The 22,315-nt window shown below is 67.3% G+C and carries 23 protein-coding genes and 1 tRNA gene; 13 read left to right on the plus strand and 11 right to left on the minus strand.

Annotation, left to right across the window (positions count from 1 at the left end):
* Positions 1–5 precede the first annotated feature (5 nt).
* Entirely contained in the window at positions 6–1,220 is a 1,215-nt protein-coding gene (locus tag ACFC4D_RS08945; RefSeq protein WP_376062299.1) for a phosphoglycerate kinase, read from the plus strand.
* 3 nt (positions 1,221–1,223) lie between these two features.
* Entirely contained in the window at positions 1,224–2,009 is a 786-nt protein-coding gene (gene tpiA / locus ACFC4D_RS08950) for a triose-phosphate isomerase (protein WP_364632571.1), read from the plus strand.
* Positions 2,010–2,087: 78 nt separating this feature from the next.
* On the opposite strand, the gene ACFC4D_RS08955 is transcribed toward tpiA, so the two are convergent.
* The 4 genes from ACFC4D_RS08955 to ACFC4D_RS08970 all read right to left on the minus strand — a co-directional run bounded on the left by ACFC4D_RS08955 (position 2,088) and on the right by ACFC4D_RS08970 (position 4,739).
* Complete coding sequence (locus ACFC4D_RS08955) at positions 2,088–2,702, minus strand: methyltransferase family protein (protein ID WP_376062300.1); 615 nt, start codon at positions 2,700–2,702, stop codon at positions 2,088–2,090.
* An 86-nt stretch (positions 2,703–2,788) separates the two neighbouring features.
* A complete protein-coding gene (locus ACFC4D_RS08960; RefSeq protein ID WP_375953356.1) occupies positions 2,789–3,166 on the minus strand; it encodes a hypothetical protein in 378 nt (125 codons plus the stop codon).
* Positions 3,167–3,307: 141 nt separating this feature from the next.
* Positions 3,308–3,901, minus strand: a complete 594-nt coding sequence (locus ACFC4D_RS08965) for a DUF4291 domain-containing protein (protein WP_376062301.1) — start codon at positions 3,899–3,901, stop codon at positions 3,308–3,310.
* A 7-nt stretch (positions 3,902–3,908) separates the two neighbouring features.
* Positions 3,909–4,739, minus strand: coding sequence for a TIGR02452 family protein (locus ACFC4D_RS08970; RefSeq protein WP_376062302.1), 831 nt, complete (start codon positions 4,737–4,739; stop codon positions 3,909–3,911).
* A gap of 133 nt (positions 4,740–4,872) precedes the next feature.
* On the opposite strand from ACFC4D_RS08970, the gene ACFC4D_RS08975 reads away from it, so the two are divergent.
* The 8 genes from ACFC4D_RS08975 to ACFC4D_RS09010 all read left to right on the plus strand — a co-directional run bounded on the left by ACFC4D_RS08975 (position 4,873) and on the right by ACFC4D_RS09010 (position 11,338).
* On the plus strand, positions 4,873–5,361 hold the full coding sequence (locus ACFC4D_RS08975) for a hypothetical protein (protein ID WP_376062303.1): 489 nt from the start codon (positions 4,873–4,875) through the stop codon (positions 5,359–5,361).
* Between the two features lie 4 nt (positions 5,362–5,365).
* Positions 5,366–6,502, plus strand: a complete 1,137-nt coding sequence (locus ACFC4D_RS08980) for a sensor histidine kinase (RefSeq protein WP_376062304.1) — start codon at positions 5,366–5,368, stop codon at positions 6,500–6,502.
* On the plus strand, positions 6,469–7,125 hold the full coding sequence (locus tag ACFC4D_RS08985) for a response regulator (protein WP_375953346.1): 657 nt from the start codon (positions 6,469–6,471) through the stop codon (positions 7,123–7,125). The genes ACFC4D_RS08980 and ACFC4D_RS08985 overlap by 34 nt, the downstream gene beginning before the upstream one ends.
* Positions 7,126–7,227: 102 nt before the next feature.
* On the plus strand, positions 7,228–7,590 hold the full coding sequence (locus tag ACFC4D_RS08990; RefSeq protein ID WP_364632589.1) for an ACT domain-containing protein: 363 nt from the start codon (positions 7,228–7,230) through the stop codon (positions 7,588–7,590).
* A gap of 253 nt (positions 7,591–7,843) precedes the next feature.
* Positions 7,844–8,215, plus strand: a complete 372-nt coding sequence (locus ACFC4D_RS08995) for a BlaI/MecI/CopY family transcriptional regulator (protein ID WP_375953342.1) — start codon at positions 7,844–7,846, stop codon at positions 8,213–8,215.
* A gap of 175 nt (positions 8,216–8,390) precedes the next feature.
* Complete coding sequence (locus ACFC4D_RS09000) at positions 8,391–8,816, plus strand: hypothetical protein (RefSeq protein ID WP_376062305.1); 426 nt, start codon at positions 8,391–8,393, stop codon at positions 8,814–8,816.
* Between the two features lie 99 nt (positions 8,817–8,915).
* Positions 8,916–10,040: a PLP-dependent cysteine synthase family protein gene (locus ACFC4D_RS09005; protein ID WP_376062306.1), complete on the plus strand. Its 1,125-nt coding sequence runs from the start codon at positions 8,916–8,918 to the stop codon at positions 10,038–10,040.
* The gene (locus ACFC4D_RS09010; RefSeq protein ID WP_376062307.1) at positions 10,037–11,338 is read left to right on the plus strand and encodes an MFS transporter; all 1,302 of its coding nucleotides are present in this window, start codon (positions 10,037–10,039) and stop codon (positions 11,336–11,338) included. The genes ACFC4D_RS09005 and ACFC4D_RS09010 overlap by 4 nt, the downstream gene beginning before the upstream one ends.
* On the opposite strand, the gene ACFC4D_RS09015 is transcribed toward ACFC4D_RS09010, so the two are convergent.
* The 5 genes from ACFC4D_RS09015 to ACFC4D_RS09035 all read right to left on the minus strand — a co-directional run bounded on the left by ACFC4D_RS09015 (position 11,247) and on the right by ACFC4D_RS09035 (position 17,671).
* Positions 11,247–12,209, minus strand: a complete 963-nt coding sequence (locus tag ACFC4D_RS09015) for a M56 family metallopeptidase (protein WP_375953336.1) — start codon at positions 12,207–12,209, stop codon at positions 11,247–11,249. The two genes, ACFC4D_RS09010 and ACFC4D_RS09015, sit on opposite strands and share 92 nt — an antisense overlap.
* Positions 12,210–12,497: 288 nt before the next feature.
* Positions 12,498–14,711, minus strand: a complete 2,214-nt coding sequence (locus ACFC4D_RS09020) for a thiamine pyrophosphate-dependent enzyme (protein WP_376062308.1) — start codon at positions 14,709–14,711, stop codon at positions 12,498–12,500.
* A gap of 139 nt (positions 14,712–14,850) precedes the next feature.
* Positions 14,851–15,405 (minus strand): exonuclease domain-containing protein, encoded by a 555-nt coding sequence (locus tag ACFC4D_RS09025; protein ID WP_376062309.1) that lies wholly within the window; start codon positions 15,403–15,405, stop codon positions 14,851–14,853.
* 58 nt (positions 15,406–15,463) lie between these two features.
* Complete coding sequence (locus ACFC4D_RS09030; RefSeq protein ID WP_376062310.1) at positions 15,464–16,246, minus strand: META domain-containing protein; 783 nt, start codon at positions 16,244–16,246, stop codon at positions 15,464–15,466.
* A gap of 18 nt (positions 16,247–16,264) precedes the next feature.
* On the minus strand, positions 16,265–17,671 hold the full coding sequence (locus ACFC4D_RS09035) for a lipase family protein (RefSeq protein ID WP_376062311.1): 1,407 nt from the start codon (positions 17,669–17,671) through the stop codon (positions 16,265–16,267).
* 167 nt (positions 17,672–17,838) lie between these two features.
* Here ACFC4D_RS09035 and ACFC4D_RS09040 point away from each other — a divergent pair, with 167 nt between their 5' ends.
* From ACFC4D_RS09040 to ACFC4D_RS09050, 3 genes are all read left to right on the plus strand, one after another.
* The gene (locus tag ACFC4D_RS09040; RefSeq protein WP_376062312.1) at positions 17,839–18,471 is read left to right on the plus strand and encodes a TetR/AcrR family transcriptional regulator; all 633 of its coding nucleotides are present in this window, start codon (positions 17,839–17,841) and stop codon (positions 18,469–18,471) included.
* Between the two features lie 85 nt (positions 18,472–18,556).
* Positions 18,557–20,176: an MFS transporter gene (locus tag ACFC4D_RS09045; RefSeq protein WP_376062313.1), complete on the plus strand. Its 1,620-nt coding sequence runs from the start codon at positions 18,557–18,559 to the stop codon at positions 20,174–20,176.
* A gap of 159 nt (positions 20,177–20,335) precedes the next feature.
* Positions 20,336–20,409 (plus strand) — tRNA-Met (locus ACFC4D_RS09050).
* 23 nt (positions 20,410–20,432) lie between these two features.
* On the opposite strand, the gene ACFC4D_RS09055 is transcribed toward ACFC4D_RS09050, so the two are convergent.
* Both ACFC4D_RS09055 and ACFC4D_RS09060 read right to left on the minus strand, forming a co-directional pair.
* Positions 20,433–21,041, minus strand: coding sequence for an NAD-dependent epimerase/dehydratase family protein (locus tag ACFC4D_RS09055; protein ID WP_376062314.1), 609 nt, complete (start codon positions 21,039–21,041; stop codon positions 20,433–20,435).
* Positions 21,042–21,108: 67 nt separating this feature from the next.
* Positions 21,109–22,164 carry an alpha/beta hydrolase family protein gene (locus ACFC4D_RS09060; protein WP_376062315.1) on the minus strand — a complete coding sequence of 352 codons (1,056 nt, stop codon included), beginning with the start codon at positions 22,162–22,164 and terminating at the stop codon, positions 21,109–21,111.
* Positions 22,165–22,315: the final 151 nt, after the last annotated feature.

A 22,315-nucleotide genomic window follows, 5' to 3' on the forward strand; every position in this document is an offset into this window, starting at 1 on the left:
GCGCGATGGCGATCAAGACACTCCAGGATCTGCTGAGCGAGGGTGTCGAGGGTCGGGGCGTGCTCGTGCGCTCCGACCTGAACGTTCCCCTCGACGACAACGGTGTAATCACCGATCCGGGCCGCATCATCGCGTCGGCTCCGACCATCAAGGCGCTCGCCGAGGCGGGCGCGAAAGTGGTTGTGACCGCGCATCTGGGCCGCCCGAAGGGTGAGCCGGATCCGAAGCTCTCGCTCGCTCCCGTGGCGGCGCGTCTGGCCGAAGAGCTGGGCCGCAATGTGCAGCTCGCCGGTGATGTGGTGGGGCAGGACGCGCTCGCGCGGTCCGAGGGCCTCACCGACGGTGATGTGTTGCTGCTGGAGAACATTCGCTTCGACGCGCGTGAGACCAGCAAGGACGATGCGCAGCGGGCCAAGCTGGCCGCGGCGCTGGTCGAGCTGGTCGGCGATGACGGCGCGTTCGTCTCCGACGGTTTCGGTGTCGTGCACCGCAAGCAGGCGTCGGTTTTCGATGTGGCCAAGCTGCTTCCGCATTACGCGGGCGGGTTGGTCGCGGCTGAGACCGAAGTACTGAAGAAGCTCACCGAGAACGCGGAGCGCCCGTACGCGGTCGTGCTCGGCGGTTCCAAGGTGTCCGACAAGCTGGCTGTCATCGAGGCGCTCGCGCCGAAGGTCGACACGCTGGTCATCGGTGGCGGCATGTGCTTCACCTTCCTTGCGGCGCAAGGACTTCCGGTCGGCGGTTCGCTGCTGCAGGAAGAGATGATCGACACCTGCAAGGGTCTGCTCGACAAGTACGCCGATGTGATCCACCTGCCGCGCGATATCGTGGTTGCGGATAAGTTCGCCGCCGACGCGGAGTCGAAGGTGGTGCCCGCCAACGAGATTCCCGAAGGCTGGATGGGTCTGGACATCGGTCCGGAGTCCACCGATCGGTTCGGCGCACTGCTGACCGAGGCCAAGACGGTGTTCTGGAACGGGCCCATGGGCGTGTTCGAGTTCGAGAAGTTCGCGGCCGGTACCCGCGGCGTTGCCGAGGCGATCGTGGTCGCCACCGGTAAGGGCGCGTTCACCGTGGTCGGTGGCGGCGATTCGGCCGCGGCCGTGCGCACCCTCGGCCTGCCCGATGAGGGTTTCTCGCATATCTCCACCGGTGGCGGCGCGTCGCTGGAGTACCTGGAGGGCAAGGAACTCCCCGGCATCGCGGTACTGGAGGACTGAGCAATGGCACGTAAGCCTCTTATCGCGGGCAACTGGAAGATGAATCTGAACCACCTGGAGTCCATCGCTCTGGTGCAGAAGATCGCTTTCGCCCTGCCCGAGAAGTACTTCGCGAAGGTCGATGTCACGGTGATCCCGCCGTTCACCGATCTGCGCAGCGTGCAAACCCTCATCGAGGGCGATCGCCTCCTGCTCACCTATGGCGCGCAGGATGTTTCGACCCATGACGAGGGTGCCTACACCGGCGAGATCAGCGGTTCCATGCTGGCCAAACTGGGTTGCACCTACGTGGTCGTCGGTCACTCCGAGCGTCGCCAGTACCACCTGGAAGATGACGCGACGGTGCTGGCCAAGGCCAAGCAGGCGCTCAAATACGGCATCACCCCGATCGTCTGCATCGGTGAGGGCCTGGGCGTCCGCGAATCCAAGACCCACGTCGAGTACAACCTCGAACAGCTCCGCGGTTCTCTCAAGGGCCTGACCGCCGAGGAAATCTCCAAGGTCGTCATCGCCTACGAGCCCGTCTGGGCCATCGGCACCGGCAAGGTGGCCACCCCCGCCGACGCCCAAGAGGTCTGCGGCGCCATCCGCAAGGAACTCGCCGACCTGGCGAATCCCGAAGTGGCAGCCGGAGTCCGAGTCCTCTACGGCGGCTCGGTCAACGCCAAGAACGTAGGCGAACTGATCAGCCAAACCGATATCGACGGAGCCCTCGTAGGCGGCGCCTCCCTGAAGGGCGACGAATTCGCCACCCTCTCAGCCATCGCCGCCGGCGGCCCCCTCCCGTAACGGTCGCTACACCCCCCGATGGGGCCGGACATCACCAGATGTCCGGCCCCGTCGGCATTTTCACGTCGTTCGTCAGCCTCACTGGTGAATCATGCGGTGGGGCAGGGGGATCAGGGCGTTGACCTGTTGTTGGTAGGTGCGGTAGTCGTTGCCGAAGGTGTTGATCAGGATGCGGTCTTCCTCGTGGACTCGGTGGATCAGCCAGGCCAGGACGAAGGCGAAAGTCACTGTGGAGGGGCCGAATCCGGCCATGAGGGTGAGGCCGAACATGACGCCGAGGATGCCGGTGTAGATCGGGTGTCGTACGAGCTGGTAGGGGCCGCCGGTGCGTAATTCGTGTTCCTGCTGGATCATCGGGCGTCCGGCCCACATATTGCCCAGGGCCAGTCGTGCCCAGATCATGAGGGCGGACGAGGCGATCACCAGGATCGATCCGAATTCGACCAGGGCGGGGTTGTGCCAGCTGATCGGGTGCCAGATCGAGGTGGGGAGCAGGTTCAGGATGATGATCAGGGCGGCCAGGCCGATGATCATCCAGGGTTCGGGGAGCAGGGTGCGGGCGAAATGCCAGAGTTTGCCGCGTACCGTGTCCCGGCGTTGCGCCGCGAACCAGACGGCGGTGACGAGCCAGACGATCCCGACCGCCTGCAGGCTCCAGCCCGCGAAATTCGGCAGTAGATGAATGATGACCATGCGTTTCAGCGTGCTCCCGGACCGCCGTCGCGACCACCACCTCGGGGCCGGACCGTGTCCACCCGGGGGTGGACACGGCGGGCAGCCTAGGACGAGCCGGTGCCGGATCCGCTGCCGCCGGACCCGGTGGAGATATTGGTGGTGGTCTGCAACTTCCAGGTACCGCAACCGGTGGTGAAGAACGCGATATCGCCGGACTTGATCTCGACGGTGACCTTGCCGTTGATCGCGCCGCCGCTCTCCAGCACCGCGCTGAGATCGTCGGTGATGGCCGAGAGCCGCGCCCAGGCGCAGATGGTGGCGGCGGTGGTCGTGGTGTAGACGCCGGGCTTGATATCGACGCCGACCTTGAAGGTGGAGTCGTAGCCCATGGTGTCGGACACGGTGGCCGAGGCGGGTCCGGCGGCGCTCATGAGCGCGGCGGCGGTGAGGGCAATGCCATTGACCCACAGGGATTTACGCATACAGCAGGGTCCTTCCGGCGGATCCGCCAGCACGAAACCTGACGACTGTCGCGACCCACGTCGAAACTGAAATGAAAGCGTTTCGCAGGGTAATCGGCGCACGCCCGCACGGTGGCGCTTTCGCCGGATCTCACGCGGCGGTCAGTGCACTCCGATTCGGTGTGCCAGCTCGGCGTCCAGCGGATACGGCCGTTCCGGCGGCAGTAGCGCCTTGGCACGATCGACGTGACCCGCGCGCAAATGGGCCGACATCTTGTGCACCAGCGGCGTCAGATCGCGGATCTCCACGGTCCACTCGTCGACATAGCGATCGATAATGTGCCGCGACAGTCCGACCTGAATACTGCGATGGTCGAGCTTGGCGGCCCGCAAGGAGTACTCCGGATCCCACTGCACGTGAACCACCGCGTGCGAGAACGCTTTTCGCCAAGCCGTCGAGTCGGCGTACACCCGCCGGTCATGACCCGTGAGCACCGCCTGTCCCAATGCCTCCTCCCAACCGGCCCGCGAAATCCGCACCGCGAGAATGCATTCCTGCCCGGGCTTGCGCGCCCAGTTGCTCCGATGCATCAGCCATCGGAACGACGGTTTGATCCAGGTCATGCGATTGGTGGAGAACGGCGGCACGAACCGCTGCGCCGCTACAGCGGGCGCGGCGATCTGTTCCCGGAATGCCTGATAGACGACGATGCTGTCGCGGTCGTAATCGGCCCTGATCTCGAAGTTGTCAGCCATTGTCTTTCTAGCCCGATTGTCTTGTGGGGGAGAGGAATCTGTCCTCGAACGCGGTGCGATTGGCGGAGACGGCGGCCCGATCCCAGACGGCGAACACCACCCGGTCGAAGGCCGCGCCGTGGATATCGAGCGCATGGGCGAATGCGGCGGCGACCTCCGCGGGATCATTGCGGAAGACCCCGCAACCCCACGCGCCGAGCACCAGATCACGGATGCCATGCCGCGCCGCGACGGCAAGGACCTTGTCCGCACGCGTATTCAGCACCTCGCGCACCGAAACGGATTGTTCCGAACGCAGATTCAGCTGACCGGCATTCGGTGCGGGCGAGGTCAGGAACGAAACTGGGTACGGATCCGTGCGCAACTCACCGCGCCGATCGCGAATAACCGGCACACCGGGCGAGAAGATCACCCGATCGCTGTATCGCAGATCCGTCGAATCACGATGCGCCGCATAATAATCCGGTGCCTCCAGCAGGCATCGGTACAGCAGCGCACTGCGGCACAGATCCTCCTCCTGTGCCCGCGCCCCACGCAGATACCCACCGCCCGGATTCCGTGCCGATGCGAAATTCAGCACCCCGACCGATCGCCCGCCACTCTCGAACAACCGCCGGGCCGCATCGATACTGCCCTCATCGGTGACTTCGGGCCGCCCGGCGAAACTTCCGCGTTCGCCCCCGGCGACGGCGTCTTCCGGTGCGTACGAAACGGTTCCGGCCCGCGCCGCCGCCAGCGTCGCGCGAATATCGACCTCGACGCCATCTGCCGTCCGATAACCGCCCGCGTCCGCGATCTCCTCGTTCCGCACCGCCATTTCCCTGGGACTACTACTCATGACCCAAGACCGTACGGCGCGCGCCGCACCCCGTCACTCGAATTTTGGTCACCACTACTAAATCCCTGGATTTCCACCCGCACTCCACCCCGGGGTGGTGGGACGCGACCCGCTTCTGACCGACGCTCGAATCATGAACTTGCAGAACGCGGTAGTCGAAGGCGCGATCATCGTGCTGGTGGTCGGCTGGATCATGCTCCGCCAGACCCGCTGGCAGGACCTGGACCCGATGCGCATGTGGCGCGGCCCCATCATCCTGGGCGTAGTCGGATTCGTTCAACTGAAATCCGCGATCCCGGCGGCGGGCATCAGCGCTGTCGCGGTCGTCCTGCTGGCGGTGTCGGCCGTACTGAGCATCGCGGTCGGACTCGCCATGGGCGCGCTGTCCCAGGTCCGCCGAACAGGTGATGGATGGCAGGCGCGCACCGGCTGGCTCGGCTCGGCCCTGTGGCTGGTACTGCTCGCGGTCCGGATCGGCGTCGATATCGGTGCCAAGCACCTCGGCGCAGATGTCGTGGCCTCGGTGGGCGCGATCCTGATCATGCTCGCCCTGAATCGAGCGGGCCGCGGCGTCGTGCTGGCCCGTCGCGCCGCACAGCCGCACCTGGTTACGGCAGACTGACCGAATGCTGCTCGGAACGCCCCCGACTCGCCTGACCAGGCTCTTCCGCCTGATCGGGCTGGTCGCGGTGATCGCGACCTCCTGGCATGATGCGAGCCTGCACCAACCGTGGGTCGCGGTAGCCGCGATCGTGTCCTGGATCGGCTGGACGGGTTGGCTGCTCACCCCGTTCGATGCCCGGCGCACGGAGCGAATCTTCCTGTGCGCCATGGCCATCGGCGGCGGATTGACCGCCGTGCAGCTGACCGGATCGATGATCACGGCCCTGGTACTGGTGGTCCTGTCGGTGGCGGTGCTGACCGACCCCCTGTGGTTCGGTATCACCATGGCGGCGGTGACCGTGACCGCCATGTGCGTGTCCGCGGTGCTGGCCGGATCCACCGCGACCGGTTTCCTGGGTATCGCCATATCCGTCGTCGTCCTGACCCTGATGGGCTGGAACCGGCGGCAGACCCGCATCACCAATGAGCAGAATCGACTGCTGCTGGAGCAGAGCCGGGTGATTCGCGCCGAACGCGATCGCGCCGCCGCCCTGGCCGAGCGTGGTCGCATCGCTCGCGATATCCACGATGTCCTCGCGCATACCTTGGGCGGCTTGGTATTACAGCTCGACGCCGCCGACGCCCTGCTCGAGGCGGGACAGGCGGATCAGGCCGCAGAACGGGTGAAAGCCTCACACGCACTGGCGGTTTCGGGCCTGGCCGATGCCCGCCGGGTCGTGGGCACGCTCCGATCGGAGGATATCGACCTGGGTGCCGAACTGCACCGGCTGGCGGCCGAGCATCGCGCCGCGGGCGGGGCGGTCGAGATGCCCGGTGTGGGTGAGCAACCCGCGGTCGGTACCGATGCCGTGAGCGAACAGGTGGCGGTGGCGCTCGCGCGGGCGGTGCAGGAAGCGCTGACGAATGCCCGCAAACACGCTCCGGGACAGCCGGTTACGCTCATTCGACGCGACGGTCCGGCGGAGCTCGAATTGACGGTGTCGAATCCGATCACCACGCAGTTCGGCGCACTGGCCCGATCCGGTTCGGGTGCCGGTCTGCTCGGTATGCGCGAACGCATCGCCGCGGTGGGCGGCACGGTGACGGCGGGGAAGGAGGACGGTCGATGGACGGTGCGAATCCTGGTGCCGCGCAGGTGATCACGGTGGTGGTCGCCGATGATCAGACCACCGTGCGCGACGGTCTCAGTACGGTGCTGTCACTGCTCCCGGATGTCGAGGTGGTCGGCGAGGCCCGCGACGGCGCGGAAGCCGTCGAGCTGGTGCGCCGCCTGTCACCCCGCGTGGTGCTGATGGATCTGCGCATGCCCGGCATCGACGGCGTATCCGCGACCGCGACCATTACCGCCACCCATCCCGAGACCGCGGTGCTGGTGCTGACCACCTACGCCGATGACGCCTCCATCGCGGGCGCACTGCGCGCCGGCGCGCGCGGCTATCTCACCAAGGACGCGGGCCGCGCCGAGATCGCCGCCGCGATTCGCTCGGTGGCCAGCGGTCACACCACCCTCGCCGCCGATGTGGGCGCGCGCCTGGTCGCGGCCCTCGAAACACCCTCGGCTCCAGCCGCCGATCTCACCGATCGCGAACTCGATGTGCTGCGCCTGATGGCGAAGGGCCGCAACAACACCGAGATCGCCCGTGAACTGTTCATCGGCGTGAGCACCGTCAAGAGCCATATCAATTCGCTCTTCGGCAAGCTCGGGGTGAGAGATCGCGGACAGGCCATCGCCTACGCGCACCGCGCCGGTCTTGCCCGCTGAGCTCGCCCGCCGTCATGGGCTGCCCGGGCGACACGCCAACCGGCGGCCGGTCGGTCCGCGACCGCCCGGTATTCAGTCGGTGGTCGCCTCTACGATGCAGCTATGTCAGCCCGCCAGCGTCTGCGCATAGTCCCGTCCCAGTTCGTGGTCGAACATCTGCCGAATTCGACCTTCCCCGAGGATGACGACTGGATCGCGCTGGTGCGAGCGCCGGAGGGCCTCACCGCGATTCGCGAGGCGCCGGGCTGGGTCGAGGGTGAGCGCTGGAAGGGCTTCTACGGCGACGGCCCGCACGCCCTGGACAAACCCGGCATGCTGGCCGCGCTCGTCGGCCCGCTGGCCGATGCCGCCATCCCGGTGTTCGTGGTCTCGACCTATCACGCGGATCTGGTGCTGGTCCCGGATCATCGGCTGGTGGAGGCGTCCGAAGTGCTGCGCGAGGCCGGGCACCGCATAGCCGACTAGACACTCCCGCCGGGGTGTTCGCTGTCCAGTAGGTGAACCGCGGGTGTACATTTCCCGCCCAGTTGCGTGGAATCCCGCACGGGTGCACGATACTACTGTCTACGTACGTAGAACGTATGTGAGGGCATACGCTGCGGACCAGTGGACACCGGCTCGAGCAGGTACGGGCGTCCCCCCTATTCCAAGTACCACGCACCAGGACTTCGAGCCCAGGCACGGCGTATGAGGCGTCGTGAGATGAGGAGTGACACGCATGGGTGCGCGAGGTTTCGGCGACCTGGAAGCGGTCGTGATCGAACGGATCTGGGATCGCAATGAGAAGACAACCGTCCGTGAGGTGTTCGACGGCTTGGCTGCCGAACGAGATATCGCCTATACGACCGTCATGTCGACCATGGACAACCTGCATCGCAAAGGCTGGCTGGAGCGCGAACGCGCCGGTAAGGCCTACCGCTACTGGCCGACCCTGAGCCGCGAGGAATACAGCGCCCGGCTCATGCGCGAGGCGCTGGGCAGCGGCGGCCGATCCGATTTGGTACTCGCCCATTTCGTCGAGCAGATGAGTGCGGAGGAGTCCGAGGGCCTGCGCGCCGCGCTGCGCAAACTGACCCGCGGTAAGCGCTAGACCCGCCACGCCGATCCCCGGCACGCCGCCGCCACCGTCGACTAGCTCACACCGTTCCGACTAAGTACGTACGGAGATAGTAGATTGTTTCCGGACGGTATCGATCATGTCGCCACGGCGTACGTGATCCCTCGGAACCAGCATCCGGTCAACCGGATTCGAGTCGGGAGGTGGTGTGCGGCGAGCCCGGTTGCGGCCCTCGGTGGTGCTGACGGCACTGCTGGCCGCCGTACTGCTGCTGGTGGCGGTGGCCGCCGACTGCACGCTCTCGCACCGCGACGGACACCACCACGGCAGCACGCCGCTCGCTGAGGAAGCGATCGCATCGGCGGCCTTCGTTCACCTCCCGGGCGAATTCCGGAGTCCCGCCGCGCAAGTCGTGGATTGCGGACCGCATCAGGAGCACTGTCTCAAGGTCTCGCTGCCCGCCACACCGGAGATCTCGCATTCGCAGCTGATGCTGCTCATCGCGGCCGCGCTGGCGGTGCTCGGCGCGGCGCGTTCCTCCGGCGCGGATTCCGGGCGCGGCCCGCCGAATCCGGTCTTCTCCGTCGTCAGCGGCCGAATGCTGTTGACGCGCCTGTGTATCGCCCGGCGCTGATCGGTCAGCGTCAGGCCGGTGTGTGTTCGCCATCGGCCGGTGTCCGCTGCCCGCGTCCTTCGGCCGCCCCCGGCGGCTCGATACCGAAAGCGATACGCAATGGACAAGATCATGCTCGGCAAGATCGCCGCCCTGGTCGATGAGCAGGTGATCGCCGCACCCGGTGCGGCGCGCCGCCCGCGCGGCCTGGTCGGCAATACCCCGGTGCTGTGGGTGGGGGAACCGTTCGCGCCCGGCGGCCTCGGCTTCTGGGCGAAACTCGAGGGCTTCAATCCCGGCGGTATGAAGGACCGCCCGGCCCTGCACATGGTGCGGCGCGCCGAATTGCGCGGTGATCTCGCGCCCGGTGCGCGGATCATCGAATCCACCAGTGGGACTTTGGGTCTCGGACTGGCACTGGCCGGACTGGTGTACCGGCACCCGGTGACCCTGGTGACCGACCCGGGACTGGAACCGATCGTCGCGCGCATGCTCACCGCCTACGGCGCGCGGGTGGAAGTGGTTGCCGCCCCGCATCCGGACGGCGGCTGGCAGCAGGCGCGCCGCGATCGCGTCGCCGAACTGCTGGCGGCCGAACGGGATTCGTGGTGCCCGGATCAGTACAGCAATCCCGACAATGTCGACGGCTACGAATCCTTGGCTCTGGAGCTCATCGAACAGCTCGGCACCGTCGATGTGCTGGTGTGCGCGGTCGGCACCGGCGGGCATTCGGCCGGTGTGGCGCGAGTACTGCGCCGGAGCAATCCCGCACTGAAGCTCATCGGCGTGGATACGGTGTCCTCCACCATCTTCGGGCAGCGCGCCGGGACCCGGCTCATGCGCGGACTCGGTTCGAGCATCTATCCGCGCAATGTGGATTACGCCGCCTTCGCCGAAATCCATTGGGTCGCACCGGCCGAGGCGGTCTGGGCCTGCCGCACCCTCGCCGCCACCCACCTCGCCAGCGGCGGCTGGAGCGTCGGTGCGGTCGCGCTGGTGGCAGGCTGGGCGGCCCGCACGTACGGTCCGGACGCCACGGTCGCGGCGGTGTTCCCCGATGGCCCGCACCGATATTTCGACACCGTCTACAACGACGACTACTGCGCCGAACACGGCCTGCTGGATGTCACCCCGCCCACCGAGCCCGATGTCCTGACCCATCCGGCGCAACGTCAGGTCGAGTCCTGGACCCGCTGCGACACCGTGCTGGACCCGAGCGCGTTCACCGTGGAGCGCGTCCGGTGAGCGTGCTCGCCAAGTTCCGCGGTTTCGATCGCGCGGCACAGCTGCTCATGGTCAACCAGTTCGGCATCAACCTCGGCTTCTACATGCTGATGCCGTACCTGGCCGGATACCTCGCCGGGCCGCTGGGTCTGGCGGCGTGGGCGGTCGGGCTGGTGCTCGGGGTGCGCAATTTCTCCCAGCAGGGCATGTTCCTGCTGGGCGGTACGCTCGCGGACCGGCTCGGTTACAAACCCCTCATCGTGGCCGGATGTCTGCTGCGCACAGGTGGTTTCGCACTGCTGGCCTTCGCCTCATCGCTGCCCGGTCTGCTGATCGCCTCGGCCGCGACGGGATTCGCCGGTGCGCTGTTCAATCCGGCGGTGCGCGCGTATCTGGCCGCGGAGGCGGGGGAGCGGCGCGTGGAGGCGTTCGCGGTCTTCAACGTCTTCTACCAGGCGGGCATACTCGCGGGACCGCTGGTGGGACTCGCGCTGCTGGCCTTCGATTTTCGCGTCACGGCGGCCGCGGCGGCGGTGGTCTTCGCGGCACTGACGGTCGCGCAGCTCTTCGCCCTGCCCACGCGCGAGGCGGCGGCTCCGACCGGTGCGTCGGTACTCCAGGATTGGCGCACCATCGTCGGCAATCGCCGCTTCCTGGCTTTCTCCGTGGCCATGATCGGCTCGTATGTGCTGTCGTTCCAGGTGTATCTGGCGCTCCCGTTGCAGGCGGGCTATATCGCCGGTGCGAGTGCGCAGACGGTGACCTCGGCACTGTTCGTCATCTCCGGCGTGGTCGCCGTCGCGGGGCAGTTGCGTATCACCGCCTGGTTGCGTGCCCGCTGGGGTTCGGGCCGCAGTCTGGTGGCCGGTATGGCAATGCTGTCGGTGGCCTTCGTGCCGCTCGTAATCGTGCCCGGCACACAGCCTTTCGGTCCGGTGGCCGCCATTGTCGCGTTGCTGGTCGCGGCGGCGCTGCTGGCGGTCGGCACGGCGGCGGTCTTCCCCTTCGAGATGGATACCGTGGTCTCGCTGTCCGGAGACCGCCTGGTGGCCACCCACTACGGCTTCTACAACACCATCGTGGGCGTCGGCATCCTGATCGGCAATCTGGCCACCGGCGTCATCGTGGGCGCGGCCCGGGCCGCGGGTATGGATCGCGCGGTGTGGATCGGCCTGATCGTCATCGGCGGTATCGCCGCGACGGCGCTGTATCGGCTCGACCGGAGCATCACCCCACCGGCGGGCAGATCACCAGACCGATTACCCCCACACCCACCGCTGCGAGCGGAATCAGCACCGCCGCTCCCGCCGCGGCGGTGAGCGTCACCCGCGCCCGGGTGCGCTGGGCCGGAGCGGCTGGCTCGGCCAGCCGTTCCACCCGCACCGCCAGCCCGACCTCGGCGACGCCGAGCGCGCCCGCCGGTCCGTCGGCGATGCCGGAGAGGGTGAGTAGCGCCTGAAGTACGGTGCCGCGGCCGTGAATTCGCGCCGCGGCATCATCGGCGATCATCTCCAGCAGACGCGCCACCTCGGCCGCACCGTGGGTGAACAATTCGATGCGCGGCATGACGGTGGCCAGGCCCCGGGTGAGCGCCAGCACCAGGTGATGTCTGCCCTCCAGGTGTGCGCGCTCATGAGTGAGCACCGCTTCGAGATGATCGTCCTCGAGCGCGCTGAGCACGCCGCGACTGACCACGACCGTATGTGGTTTGCCCGCAACGCAATACGCGGCGGGCTGGTCGACCTCGAGGATGACCGCGTCCAGTCCGGCGTGGTGCCGGCCCGCCAGGCGCGCCATCCGCGCGTGCTCATGCGTGGTGCGCCGTGCCTTCAACAGCGTCCGCACCAGTCTTGCCGCCACCAGCCCGGCGGCCAGGGCGGCGAATCCGGAGAGCAGCAGCAGTCCGGTCTGTACCGGCAGGCCGTAATCGCCGAGCACCGCATCGTGCAGGTGCACCAGGCAGCTGTCCATGAAGCGGTGTGGCGCACTCGAAACCCGGTGTGTGGCAAGGTCGAGAATGAGAATCGCGAGCGCGACCGTCCATGCCAGGACGGTCGACGCCATCGCGGACAGCCAGGCGGCCAGGGCCACCCGGGGTGTGGCACCCCCGTGTTCCACCAGGCGCAGTAGTCGCGGCGCGAGCACCGCGACGGCGAATCCGTAGAGCGCCAGGCACGCGGCGACGCTCACCGGACCGACCACCGTCCATCCGCCCGCATCGAACTCCTCCCGTTGGTCGGCCCGAGTGTACGGACGAAACCTGAGGGAACCCTTACTGTCACACCCGGGTATTGCCATGTAGGACCCTCGTACGGTAATACTATCTACGTACGGAGATAGTAGATAAAGCTTGTGCCGCCCCCTCATCGGCACAGGGGCGCCGACCGGACCGGCGCCGGCAACGAGCGGACGGGGGACCACCCCTCATCGGGCTCGCTCCGCTCGTTGCCACCCTCCGTATCCGAGGAATTCCGGCCGTCAGAGCGCCGCGAGCAGTTTGTCCGCCGCCGCCTCGATACGGTCCTCATCGAGCAGTACGACATTCGCCGCGGGACCCAATGGAATGAAACTGTCCTCGCTGGTGACCCGCGCGATACGACCGTCGAATCCCGCATCCAGCAACGCCGTGCACACCGCCTCGGAAACGCCTCCGCCGCGCCTGGTTTCATCGGCGACCAATACTCGCCCGGTGGCGCGGGCATTATCGAGCAGATCCTCGACCGGCAGCGGCGAGAGCCAGCGCAGATCCAGCACCCGCGCGTGCACGCCGCGCTCGGCCAGCCGCCGCGCGACCCGCAGGCTCATGGGCACGCCATTGGCGAAGCTCACAATCGTGAGATGCGTCCCGGTGCCGTGCACCCGCGCCCGGCCGATCTCGGCGTGACGCACCGCCGCGGCGGGAGCGAGCCAGCCGCCGTCACCGCTGCGATGCAGATCACGGGTGTGATAGAGCGCGATCGGTTCCAGATACACGCAGACCCGACCGTCCACCCGCGCCGCCGACACACAGGTGCGCAGCATGGCCGCCGCGTCATCGGCGCGAGCCGGCGCGGCGATCACCACGCCGGGGATATCCCGCAGTGCCGCAATGGAATTGTCATTGTGGAAGTGGCCGCCGAAGCCCTTCTGATAGGCCAATCCGGCGATGCGCACCACCAGCGGATTGCGGTACTGCCCATTGGAGAAGAACGACAGCGTCGACGCCTCACCGCGTAGTTGATCCAGGGCGTTGTGCACGTACGCCAGATACTGGATCTCCGGAATCGGCACGAAGCCCGCCAGCCCCGCGCCCAGGGCCGTGCCGAGCACGCTCTGCTCATCGAGCAGGGTGTCGAAAACCCTTCGCACGCCGAAGGTCTGCTGCAAACCCTTGGTGACGCCGTACACCCCGCCCTTGCGGCCGACGTCCTCGCCGAAGACCAGCACATCGGAATCGCGGGTGAGCAGTTGTCCGAGGGTGTGATTCACGGCCTGCGCCAATGTCATCGGGGTACCGGCGTCGGTTTCCGCGGTCGACGGGGCCGCCGGACCCGCGCTGCCGCGCAGGGCGTCGGTGCGGACCACCGTCGGCCGCGCGGGCGCGAGCGGGGCCACGATCGCGGCGGCGGAGGTGAGTTGTGCTTCGCCCCTGATGCTTTCGGCGGTCGCCGTCACCCGCAGACCGATATCGGAGTACCTGCGCAGCATTTCTCCCGGCGTGGCGAAACCCGCGCCGATGATCAGTCGCGCGGTGCGCGTCACCGGATCGCCGCGCAGATCGGCCGCGATGTCGGCGGGCCGCCGGTACGCCGATTCGACATCGGAGCCCGCGTGTCCGAGCAAGCGCACGGTACGCAAGCGCAGGAATGCCGGTTTACGGTGCGCGCGAACCCAATTCGCGGCCTCCCGGGCGGTGGCGAACGCATCGGTCAGTTCGGCCCCGTCCGCCTCGAAATACCGCAGTCCCGGGCGCGTGCCGTAGGCCTGTTCGATCCAGGTGCGCGAGGTGGGCACGCTGATGCCGATCCCGTTGTCCTCGCAGACGAACAGGATGGGCGCGGGGACGCCCAATTGCGCGGTGTGCACGGCGGTATTGATCGCCCCGGTGGCGGTGGAGTGATTGGCCGACGCGTCACCGAAACTGCACACCACCACCGCGTCCGACGGCCACGGGCAGGCCACCTTCATTTGCGCGGCGCGCTCGAGCGCGAACGCCAGCCCGACCGCGCGCGGCAGATGCGAGGCGATGGTGGAGGTCTGCGGAATGATGTGCGCGGCCTTACTGCCGAAAACCTTGTGCCGCCCACCGGAAATCGGATCCGCGATCGCCGAGGTGATGCCCAGCAGCACATCGCGTATCGGATCGATGCCGCCCACCTGCCGGGTGCGCTGGACGAAGAACCCGCCGGAGCGATAGTGCAGCAGTGCGGGATCGTTCACACGCAATGCCGCGGCTACCGCCGCATTGCCCTCATGCCCGGAGGATCCGATGCTGTAGTACCCGACCCCGTCGCGGGCGAGCTGTCGCGCCGCCAGGTCCAGATGTCGCGAGGTGGCCTGCGCCTCGAATAGTTCGAGCGCCCGCGCACCGGTGAGCTCGTTGCCCGGTTCGAGCGATTCCTGTTGTGGCCGTGTGGGTCCCGGTCGCGTCGCCGCGACTTCCGCCCGGAACCAGCCGTCGAGTTCGGCCTCCCGCTCGTTGATGCGACCCACCCTCTCCCGTATGTCCGATATGTCGCGTACGCCGGGTCATCAGAGTAGAGGTGGAATGCGCAGGTCCGGCGCAATTCCGGTGGCCTCGGCTGGTCGCGAACCTCCCTCGATTGTGCCGCGTCGGCGAACTTCCGGCGGGCTATTCGGGCCAGCGGTCGCGGCGCATCATGTCGAGGATCAGCGCGGCGATATTCCAGGCGTCATCGCCGCCTCGATGGTGGGTGCCCTCCAGCGGGATATCGGCGGCCTTCAGTGCACCCGCCATGCCGAAGCGGTGCCCGGTATCGCGGGACTCGGAGAACGCGATCTTGGCGTTGGTGTGCTTCGATCCGAACGGATAGCGCACTTGGGTTGCGGCGCACTGGCGTTCGAACTGCTGCCGGTCGTACGCGCCCCAGCTGGCCCACGGGCGGGAATCGGAATGGAATTCGGTACGCAGCAGCTCGCAGGCTTCGGCGAAGGACACGCCGGTCGCCACCATTTCGGGCGTGAGGGTGGTCAGTTGGGTGCAGAACTCGCTCACGGTGGACCGATCCGGGCGCACCAGAATGCTGTGCTTGGACACTCGCTCCCGGGCCTCGAGGTCCAGCACGCACAGGCCGATCTCGATGATCTCCATCGGCTGTCCGGGTGGATTCGGGCCCTGCCAGCAGGTGGCCTCCACATCCACCACATTGAGGTATCTCGTATGCATAGCGCCGGACGGTACCGCTCCGATACCGTCCGGCGACAACGAATTTCGGCGCGTACGCCTACTCCGCGCGCAGGTTCACGCCGGTGCCGTTACCCGCGTTGCGCAGCGTCAGGGTGTTGGAATCGACTGTGGCGGTGACGTTTCCGTCCAGTGCCTGGAGTACTGCCCGTTCCACGTCCATCACCTGCGGATCGCACATCATCTTGGTGGTGGCGATATGGAAGCTGATATCGGAACCGGTGATCTCGGCACGGCCGGTCATGCTGTTGCAGCCCGCGCTGCCGGAGACGTTGCCATCGGGTGCGATGGTCAGGGTCGGGCGCACCTCGTCGAGGGTCTGGGAGCGTTCCACGCCGTTATTGCGCACGAGCGCGTCGACGATCCACGGGGTGCCGGTGAGCGATTTATCCGGATGCGCGACCTTGCGGTCGAGCATGGTCACCGTATTGCCGTTTCCGGTGAGGGTGAGATCCGATCCGTCGAGTTTCCAGGTGGGGGAGGAGTGCAGCAGCCCGGCCACCCAGCCGTCCGCCCCGGCGACATCGCCCGGGCAGCCCATCATGGTGGTCGCGAGTTCGCCGACCTTCAGGGTGTTCCCGTCCAGGGTGACCGGTCCGGTGGCGGTATTGCAGCCCGCGTTCGCGGTCACCCGCCCGTCCTGGAAGCGCAGGGTCAAAGGCCCGCCGCCGGGAATGGCGGTGCCTTTGACCTCGGTCGATACGAACGCTCGTCCCATCGGCGTCACCGTCGGCTGATCACTGGCCTGCTGGGAATTCGTGCATCCGGCCATCGCGCCCGCCGTCAAGACGAGCAGCGCACACCACCTGCGAGTTGCTGACATGTAGCCGATCGTACGGATTCAGACGGGCATACCGAGTGCGGCCGCGAGCGTGCCGCCGATCGCGTTGGCGAACGCCGCGAACGCGCCCGGATCGGTGATCTCGGTCGGGACATCGCGCTGATGGCATCCGGTGGAGACCGGTACGCCGTTCAAACGGTCGTCGAGCCACAGCACCGCGCTGGCCGTTCCGGCGACGGCCGCTATGCCGTGCTCGCTGAGCAGGTCCCGGGTGTAGGCGACGCGGGCGTTGGGATCCTGGCAGTAGGTGTCGTAGAGATTGTTGACGGCGTTGATCGGCATGACCTCATCGAGCGGCGCCTCGTAGATATAGATGGGCGCGGTGGGCGTGCCGCGTCGGCCGAGACTGAGTTCGTCCAGCACGGGCTGCATTTCGGGCGAGCGCATGGGATCGCCCGGATAGTCGAACAGGCCCTTGATGTTGATGAACGGGAATCCGGCGAATTGCAGTGCGACGCACTGGCCTTCGTGCACCAGGCGCACGGCCTTGCCGAGCGGGTTCATATGCTGGTCGATGAACTGGGCGACCTGCGGATACTCGCGGGCGACGCCGAACAGCCCGCCCAGCACCGCGCCGCCGAAGGTGGAGGTGCCGTTGTTGTAGTCGACGGCCATGCGGATATCGGCCATCAGGCCGCCCGCGGCCGAACCGGTGAGGTTCAATTCCGGCGCGTACTCGGGCTGGAGTTCGGCCGCGTGCGCGGTGGGAATCGCGCCGCCCGAATAGCCCCACAGCGCAACGCGAGTCGCGGTGCCGGGCAGTCCGGCGGGTTCGAAATTCTCCGCCGCGCGAATGCCGTCCAGGGTGATGCGCCCGCCGAGCGGACCGACCGCGTACGCCGCGTTCGGGCCCTGATGATCCGGGATCACCACCGCGTGGCCGCGCTGCAGCATGGCCTGCACTTCGATGAATTCGGCCGAGATGACCGGGTTCAGCGGATTGGGCAGTGAACCCATCTGGAGGGTGTACGAGGGTGCGCAGTTCTGGGACAGCGAATCCTCGGCGAACTGGAAGGAGAGCAGTCCCCGCTCACCGCTGGGTGCGGGCCGGTGCGGCACGATGACGGTGGCGACGGCCGCGATCGCCTCGCCGCGGGTATTGGTGCTGCGGTAGGACAGCTGCCAGGCATTGGTATTGAGCGGCAGCAGCCAGAAATTGGCCAGGTTCACCTGCCGCGCGGCGAGGATCTCGCCCGGCTGCGCCGCCGCCACCCGGGCCGGATCGGGTTGGTAGAAGCCCGGATCCAGATACGGCGGTGCGGGCGGCACCGGGAACGGCAGTGCGGGTTCCACCGTAACCGGTTCCGCCGCAGCCGTATTGGTTACCACCGGGCAGATGGTCACGGTCAGTCCCGCCGCCAGGGCCAGGGTGGCCCGGGCGATCGTGGTTCGAGTCCCCGCTGTCATTTCGAACTCCTTCATGCCGCCCCTGACGGCAGAGCGCTCACCAAAGATAGAGAGTGCTTAGTTTCTAAGTTGCGATGCAGACCATATGATGCGGAAATGGAATGTGTCAACGGTCACCCCGGGGCACTGCTTCGCCCGCGGTCACCGGCACGGCAGGATGGTGCGACGTGAGTGAAGTTTCGCGCCCGCGCCGCACCCAACAGGAGCGCCGGGCCACGACGGTGGCCAAGCTGGTCGACGCGACCATCGCCGCGATCGGTGAGGTCGGCTATCAGCGGGCCACCGTGCAGGAGATCTGCGGTCGGGCGGGATTGTCCGCCGGTGCCATGTTCCGGCAGTTCGACACGCGCCTGGATCTGATCGTGCGCACGGCGCAGGAGGCGTTCTCCCGGCAGCTCGCGGCCTATCGCGCGACCATGGAACACCTTGGGGCGCAGGAGAATGCGCTCGATGCCGCGCTACGGTTCCTGCGGGCGGCGCAATCGTCGAATCTGATCCACGCGCTGCGCGAGATCTTCCTCGCGGCGCGATCGGACACCGAGCTCCGCGAGCGCATCGCGCCCATCGCGGAGGGGTACTACGGCGATATCGTCGCCACGCTCAATCGGACCGGGCTGCTCGATGATTTTCCCGCTGAGCTGCGTGAACCCATCTTCTTCATGATGCTGCACCTGTTCTCGGGCGAGGCGGTGGTGCGGGGGGTGTATCCGCGGCCCGATCTTGATGTGGCGATCCTCGGGTTGGTCGAGGACATGCTCGCCACGTATGCGGCGCGGGTGCGGACCGCGGCGGAATCGTGACGGGCGTTTCGGGTGGTTGGCGACATGCGGTGGGGAGGCGGCCCGCGTAGACCGACCGGTTGGTTGCTGAGACTAAGCTGATCCGGTGACAGCCGTACGCACCGAGACGCCCGGATCGCCGTGGGCACCGCTGGCGTCCAAGGTCTTCCGCGCGCTGTGGATCGCGCAGCTGGTGTCCAATCTCGGCACCTGGATGCAAACCGTTGGCGCGCAATGGATTCTGGTCGATCAGCCGAATGCCGCGACCCTGGTCTCGCTGGTGCAGACCGCGACCACGCTGCCGGTCATGCTGCTGTCCATACCGTCCGGGGTGCTCGCCGATCTGGTGGATCGCCGCCGGCTGCTGATCGTGGCGCAGACCGCCATGGCGATCCTGGCGACGCTGCTGACGGTGTTCACCGCGACCGGCCACACCACCCCGGTGCTGCTGCTCACGCTGTTGTTCCTGCTCGGCTGCGGACAGGCGCTGACCGCACCCGCCTGGCAGGCGGTGCAACCGGATCTGGTGCCGCGCAGTCAGATTCCCGCCGCCGCCGCGCTGGGCAGTATGAGCAACAATATCGGCCGCGCGGTCGGTCCCGCGATTGCCGGTGTGCTGGTATCGCTTTCGGGTCCGACGCTGGTGTTCGCGTTGAACGCGGTGTCCTTCACCGGGATTCTGATCGTGCTGTTGCGCTGGAAGCGTCCGCGATTGGATGACGATCTTCCCGTCGAACGGCCCATTGCCGCCCTGCTGGCGGGCCTGCGCTTCATCCGCGCCGCTCCTGCCGTGCGTCGAGTGCTGTTGCGCTGCCTGCTCTTTCTCGCCCCCGGCAGTGCGTTGTGGGCGCTGCTGCCCTTGGTCGCGCATGGCCGACTCCAGCTCTCGTCCTCGGGCTACGGTCTGCTGCTGGCGGCTCTCGGTGCGGGTGCGGTGTTCGGCGCGACCCAACTCAGCCGGGTGCGCCGGTTTCTTGCCCCGACCGGCATGCTGGCGGTCGCCGCCCTGGCCTTCGCCGCCGCCACCTTGGGCGCGGCCCTGGTGCCGAATATGCCGGTGGTGCTGGCTCTCCTGGTGGTCGGCGGTTTCGGCTGGATGATCGCCATGTCCACCATGAACTCGACGATGCAGCTGTTGCTCCCCGGCTGGGTGCGAGCGCGCGGCTTGTCGGTCTACCAACTCGTCTTCATGGGTGGCCAGGCCATCGGCTCGCTGGCCTGGGGTCTGGTGGCCGAACGCCACGGCACCGTCACCGCGCTCGTCGCCGCGACCGTCCTACTCGTGGTGTGCGCCATCAGCACTCGCTGGTGGCCGGTCCGCATCTCCTCGCTCGACACCACCCCGTCGACCCACTGGCAGGACCCCGTCCTCGATTTCGAACCGGCCCCCGCCGACGGCCCCGTCCTGGTCCTCGAGACCTATCACGTCCCCGAGGAACTGACCGCCGACTTCACCGCCGCCATGACCCGCGTCGGCCGTTCCCGCCAGCGCACCGGCGCCACCGAATGGCGCCTCTACCGCGACGTCGGCCACGCCGACCGCTTCATCGAAGCCTTCACCGTCCGCTCCTGGTCCGAACACATGCGCCAGCACCAACTCCGCCTCACCGCCACCGACGCGGCCGCCGAGGCCCGGGTAGCCGAATTCACCATCGGCGAAGGCCGCACCCTGCACCTCATCGCCGTAACCCCGCCCGATCCGGCCCGCTCCTGGTGGCGCACCTGAGTGCCCACCGAATAATCGGTTGCGCCCGCCACTCGGATTTGCGAGTGTTCTTCTACCACAAGCCCGTTCGGGGCATGGAGGATAAACCGGCCAGGGGCCGGGACTCGTTGCTAGCGAGATCGAGGCGCTGCCTTGGGATTCGATTTCTCTGTCCTCCGCGGCGGTGTAGCGCAGCCTGGCAGCGCAACGGACTCATAAGCCGTAGGTCGTCGGTTCGAATCCGACCACCGCCACAACTGTTCGCCCGGTCGCTGCCTTATTCGGCCGGGCTCACCGCAGAGGTTGATCCGTCGGTGACTTCGTAGATACCCGATGCGAGATCGAGGGCCTGAGCGGTGCGCGCCGCTGCTTCATCGACGGCGATACGGGGCGCTGGCGGAAGGTTGTCCGGGTAGTACGTTCCGGGACCGTACAACTGCCCGTATCGAAGCACCACGCCATTCGCGGCGAGCACAGACTGTTCGAGGAAATCCTTGGCTACCAAGCCTTCTCCGGTCATCTCCCAGGCCACGCTCTGAGCGATGAACCGTTTCGCGCCCGCGGCATCGGCGGCCGCCAGCAGATTCGCCGTGCCCTCGCGGCGAATGCGGGCATTGGCCGCCCGGCCTTCGGCGAGCCGAGCCGGATCGTCGGGCAGATCGGTGAGCTGATGCATGACCAGGTCGGGGGCATACGCGGTGACGGCCTTGATGAGCCCGTCCGGGTCGAAGGCATCGCAGACAACCGGTTCGGCTCCCGCCGCGGCAAGCAGGTCCGCCTTCTCCAGAGAGCGGGTCATGCCCGCCACCTCGTGGCCCGCCGCGATGAGCAGCGGGATGAGTCGTATACCGAGGACGCCACTGGCGCCCGCCAGAAAGATCCGCATAGTTTTCCAGGCTAAGGGATCGAGAATGGGGATATGCCTCCCCACTTTGATCGCATCGAACGCGGAGCTACGAATGCGGGAGCATCTCGGGCTGTGCGAGCCGCCTGATGGTGTCAGCCGGGTTGGCGTCGCCGCGCCCGAAGACGGCATCGAAATAGGCGAGCAGATAGGCCCGTTGCAGGTCGACCGAGCGGGTCGCGTCGATCGAGCCGATCGCGGTGTCCCGCAATTCCGGACCGATCAGACCGGCGGTGGTCAGCTGTGCCGCGATCACCTGTTCATCACAGAGGGACATGTGCCGGGTGCCCGCGATGCGCAGCGGCAGCTTCACGCCGGTGTTGTTCGCCCAGTACGGTTCCCAGCCGGAGTTTCCGAACCAGGGGGAGGTGTCGCTGGCGAGCATCAGCAGTGGGCGATCGAGGCCCTCGGTGGCAACCGATCCGATTATCGGACCGTCCAGGTTGACGCCCGCCGCGACTCTCGGATCGTCATGCATCGTTTGAGCGGCGGTCGATCCGCCGAGGGAGTGGCCGAACATCCCGACCTTCGTCAGGTCCAGATCCTCGGCGAGCTGTTGCGGCAGCGCGGCATCGCCGGGACGCGCCGCCGCGGCCGCGAGCTGATCGAGCACGAATCGCGCATCGGCCACCCGGGTGGGAAGCAGCAGATCGGGCAGCACGTTCGGCGGCGAATCCATCGGCACCACACCGCGTTCGGTGCGCCCGTCCGGGAACTGCACCGCGAACGACTCATGGGTGTGATTGATCGCGACCACGACGTACCCGTGACTCGCGAGATCCTCGGCCTGCGCGGTGCTGAACCCGGTGGTGTCACCCATCCCCGGCGAATTCAGCAGAATCGGAAACCGCCCACCACCGGCCCGCGCCGGTTCGCCACCGCGACTGTGACTCGGCCCCAGCCGCCAACTATCGGCGGCAACCCCGAACTGCCCGAGCCCGAACTGCTGCTCCTGCACCCCACCCGGCGGCATCCACGGAGCCAAGGGCGCACCACCGCCACCATCGGCCGGATACCAGATCTGCACCATCAATTCCCGCCGCCGCCCCGCATCCCAAGGATCGGCCCGCGTGCCATCAACGAGATGCCAATCGGCGACACCCACCGCATTCGCCCCGGTCGGAGCAGGCAAGCTGATCGTGACGACGGGCGCGCCCGGGCTCGCATCCGCAACACCGCCAGCAGCTGCAGCGGCCATCGAAATCGCCGCGACGGCCAGGATACGCCGCCGTAAACCCTTGTGTTCCAAGATAATT

This window comes from Nocardia sp. NPDC056000 (assembly GCF_042269265.1).
Classification (GTDB): Bacteria; Actinomycetota; Actinomycetes; order Mycobacteriales; family Mycobacteriaceae; genus Nocardia.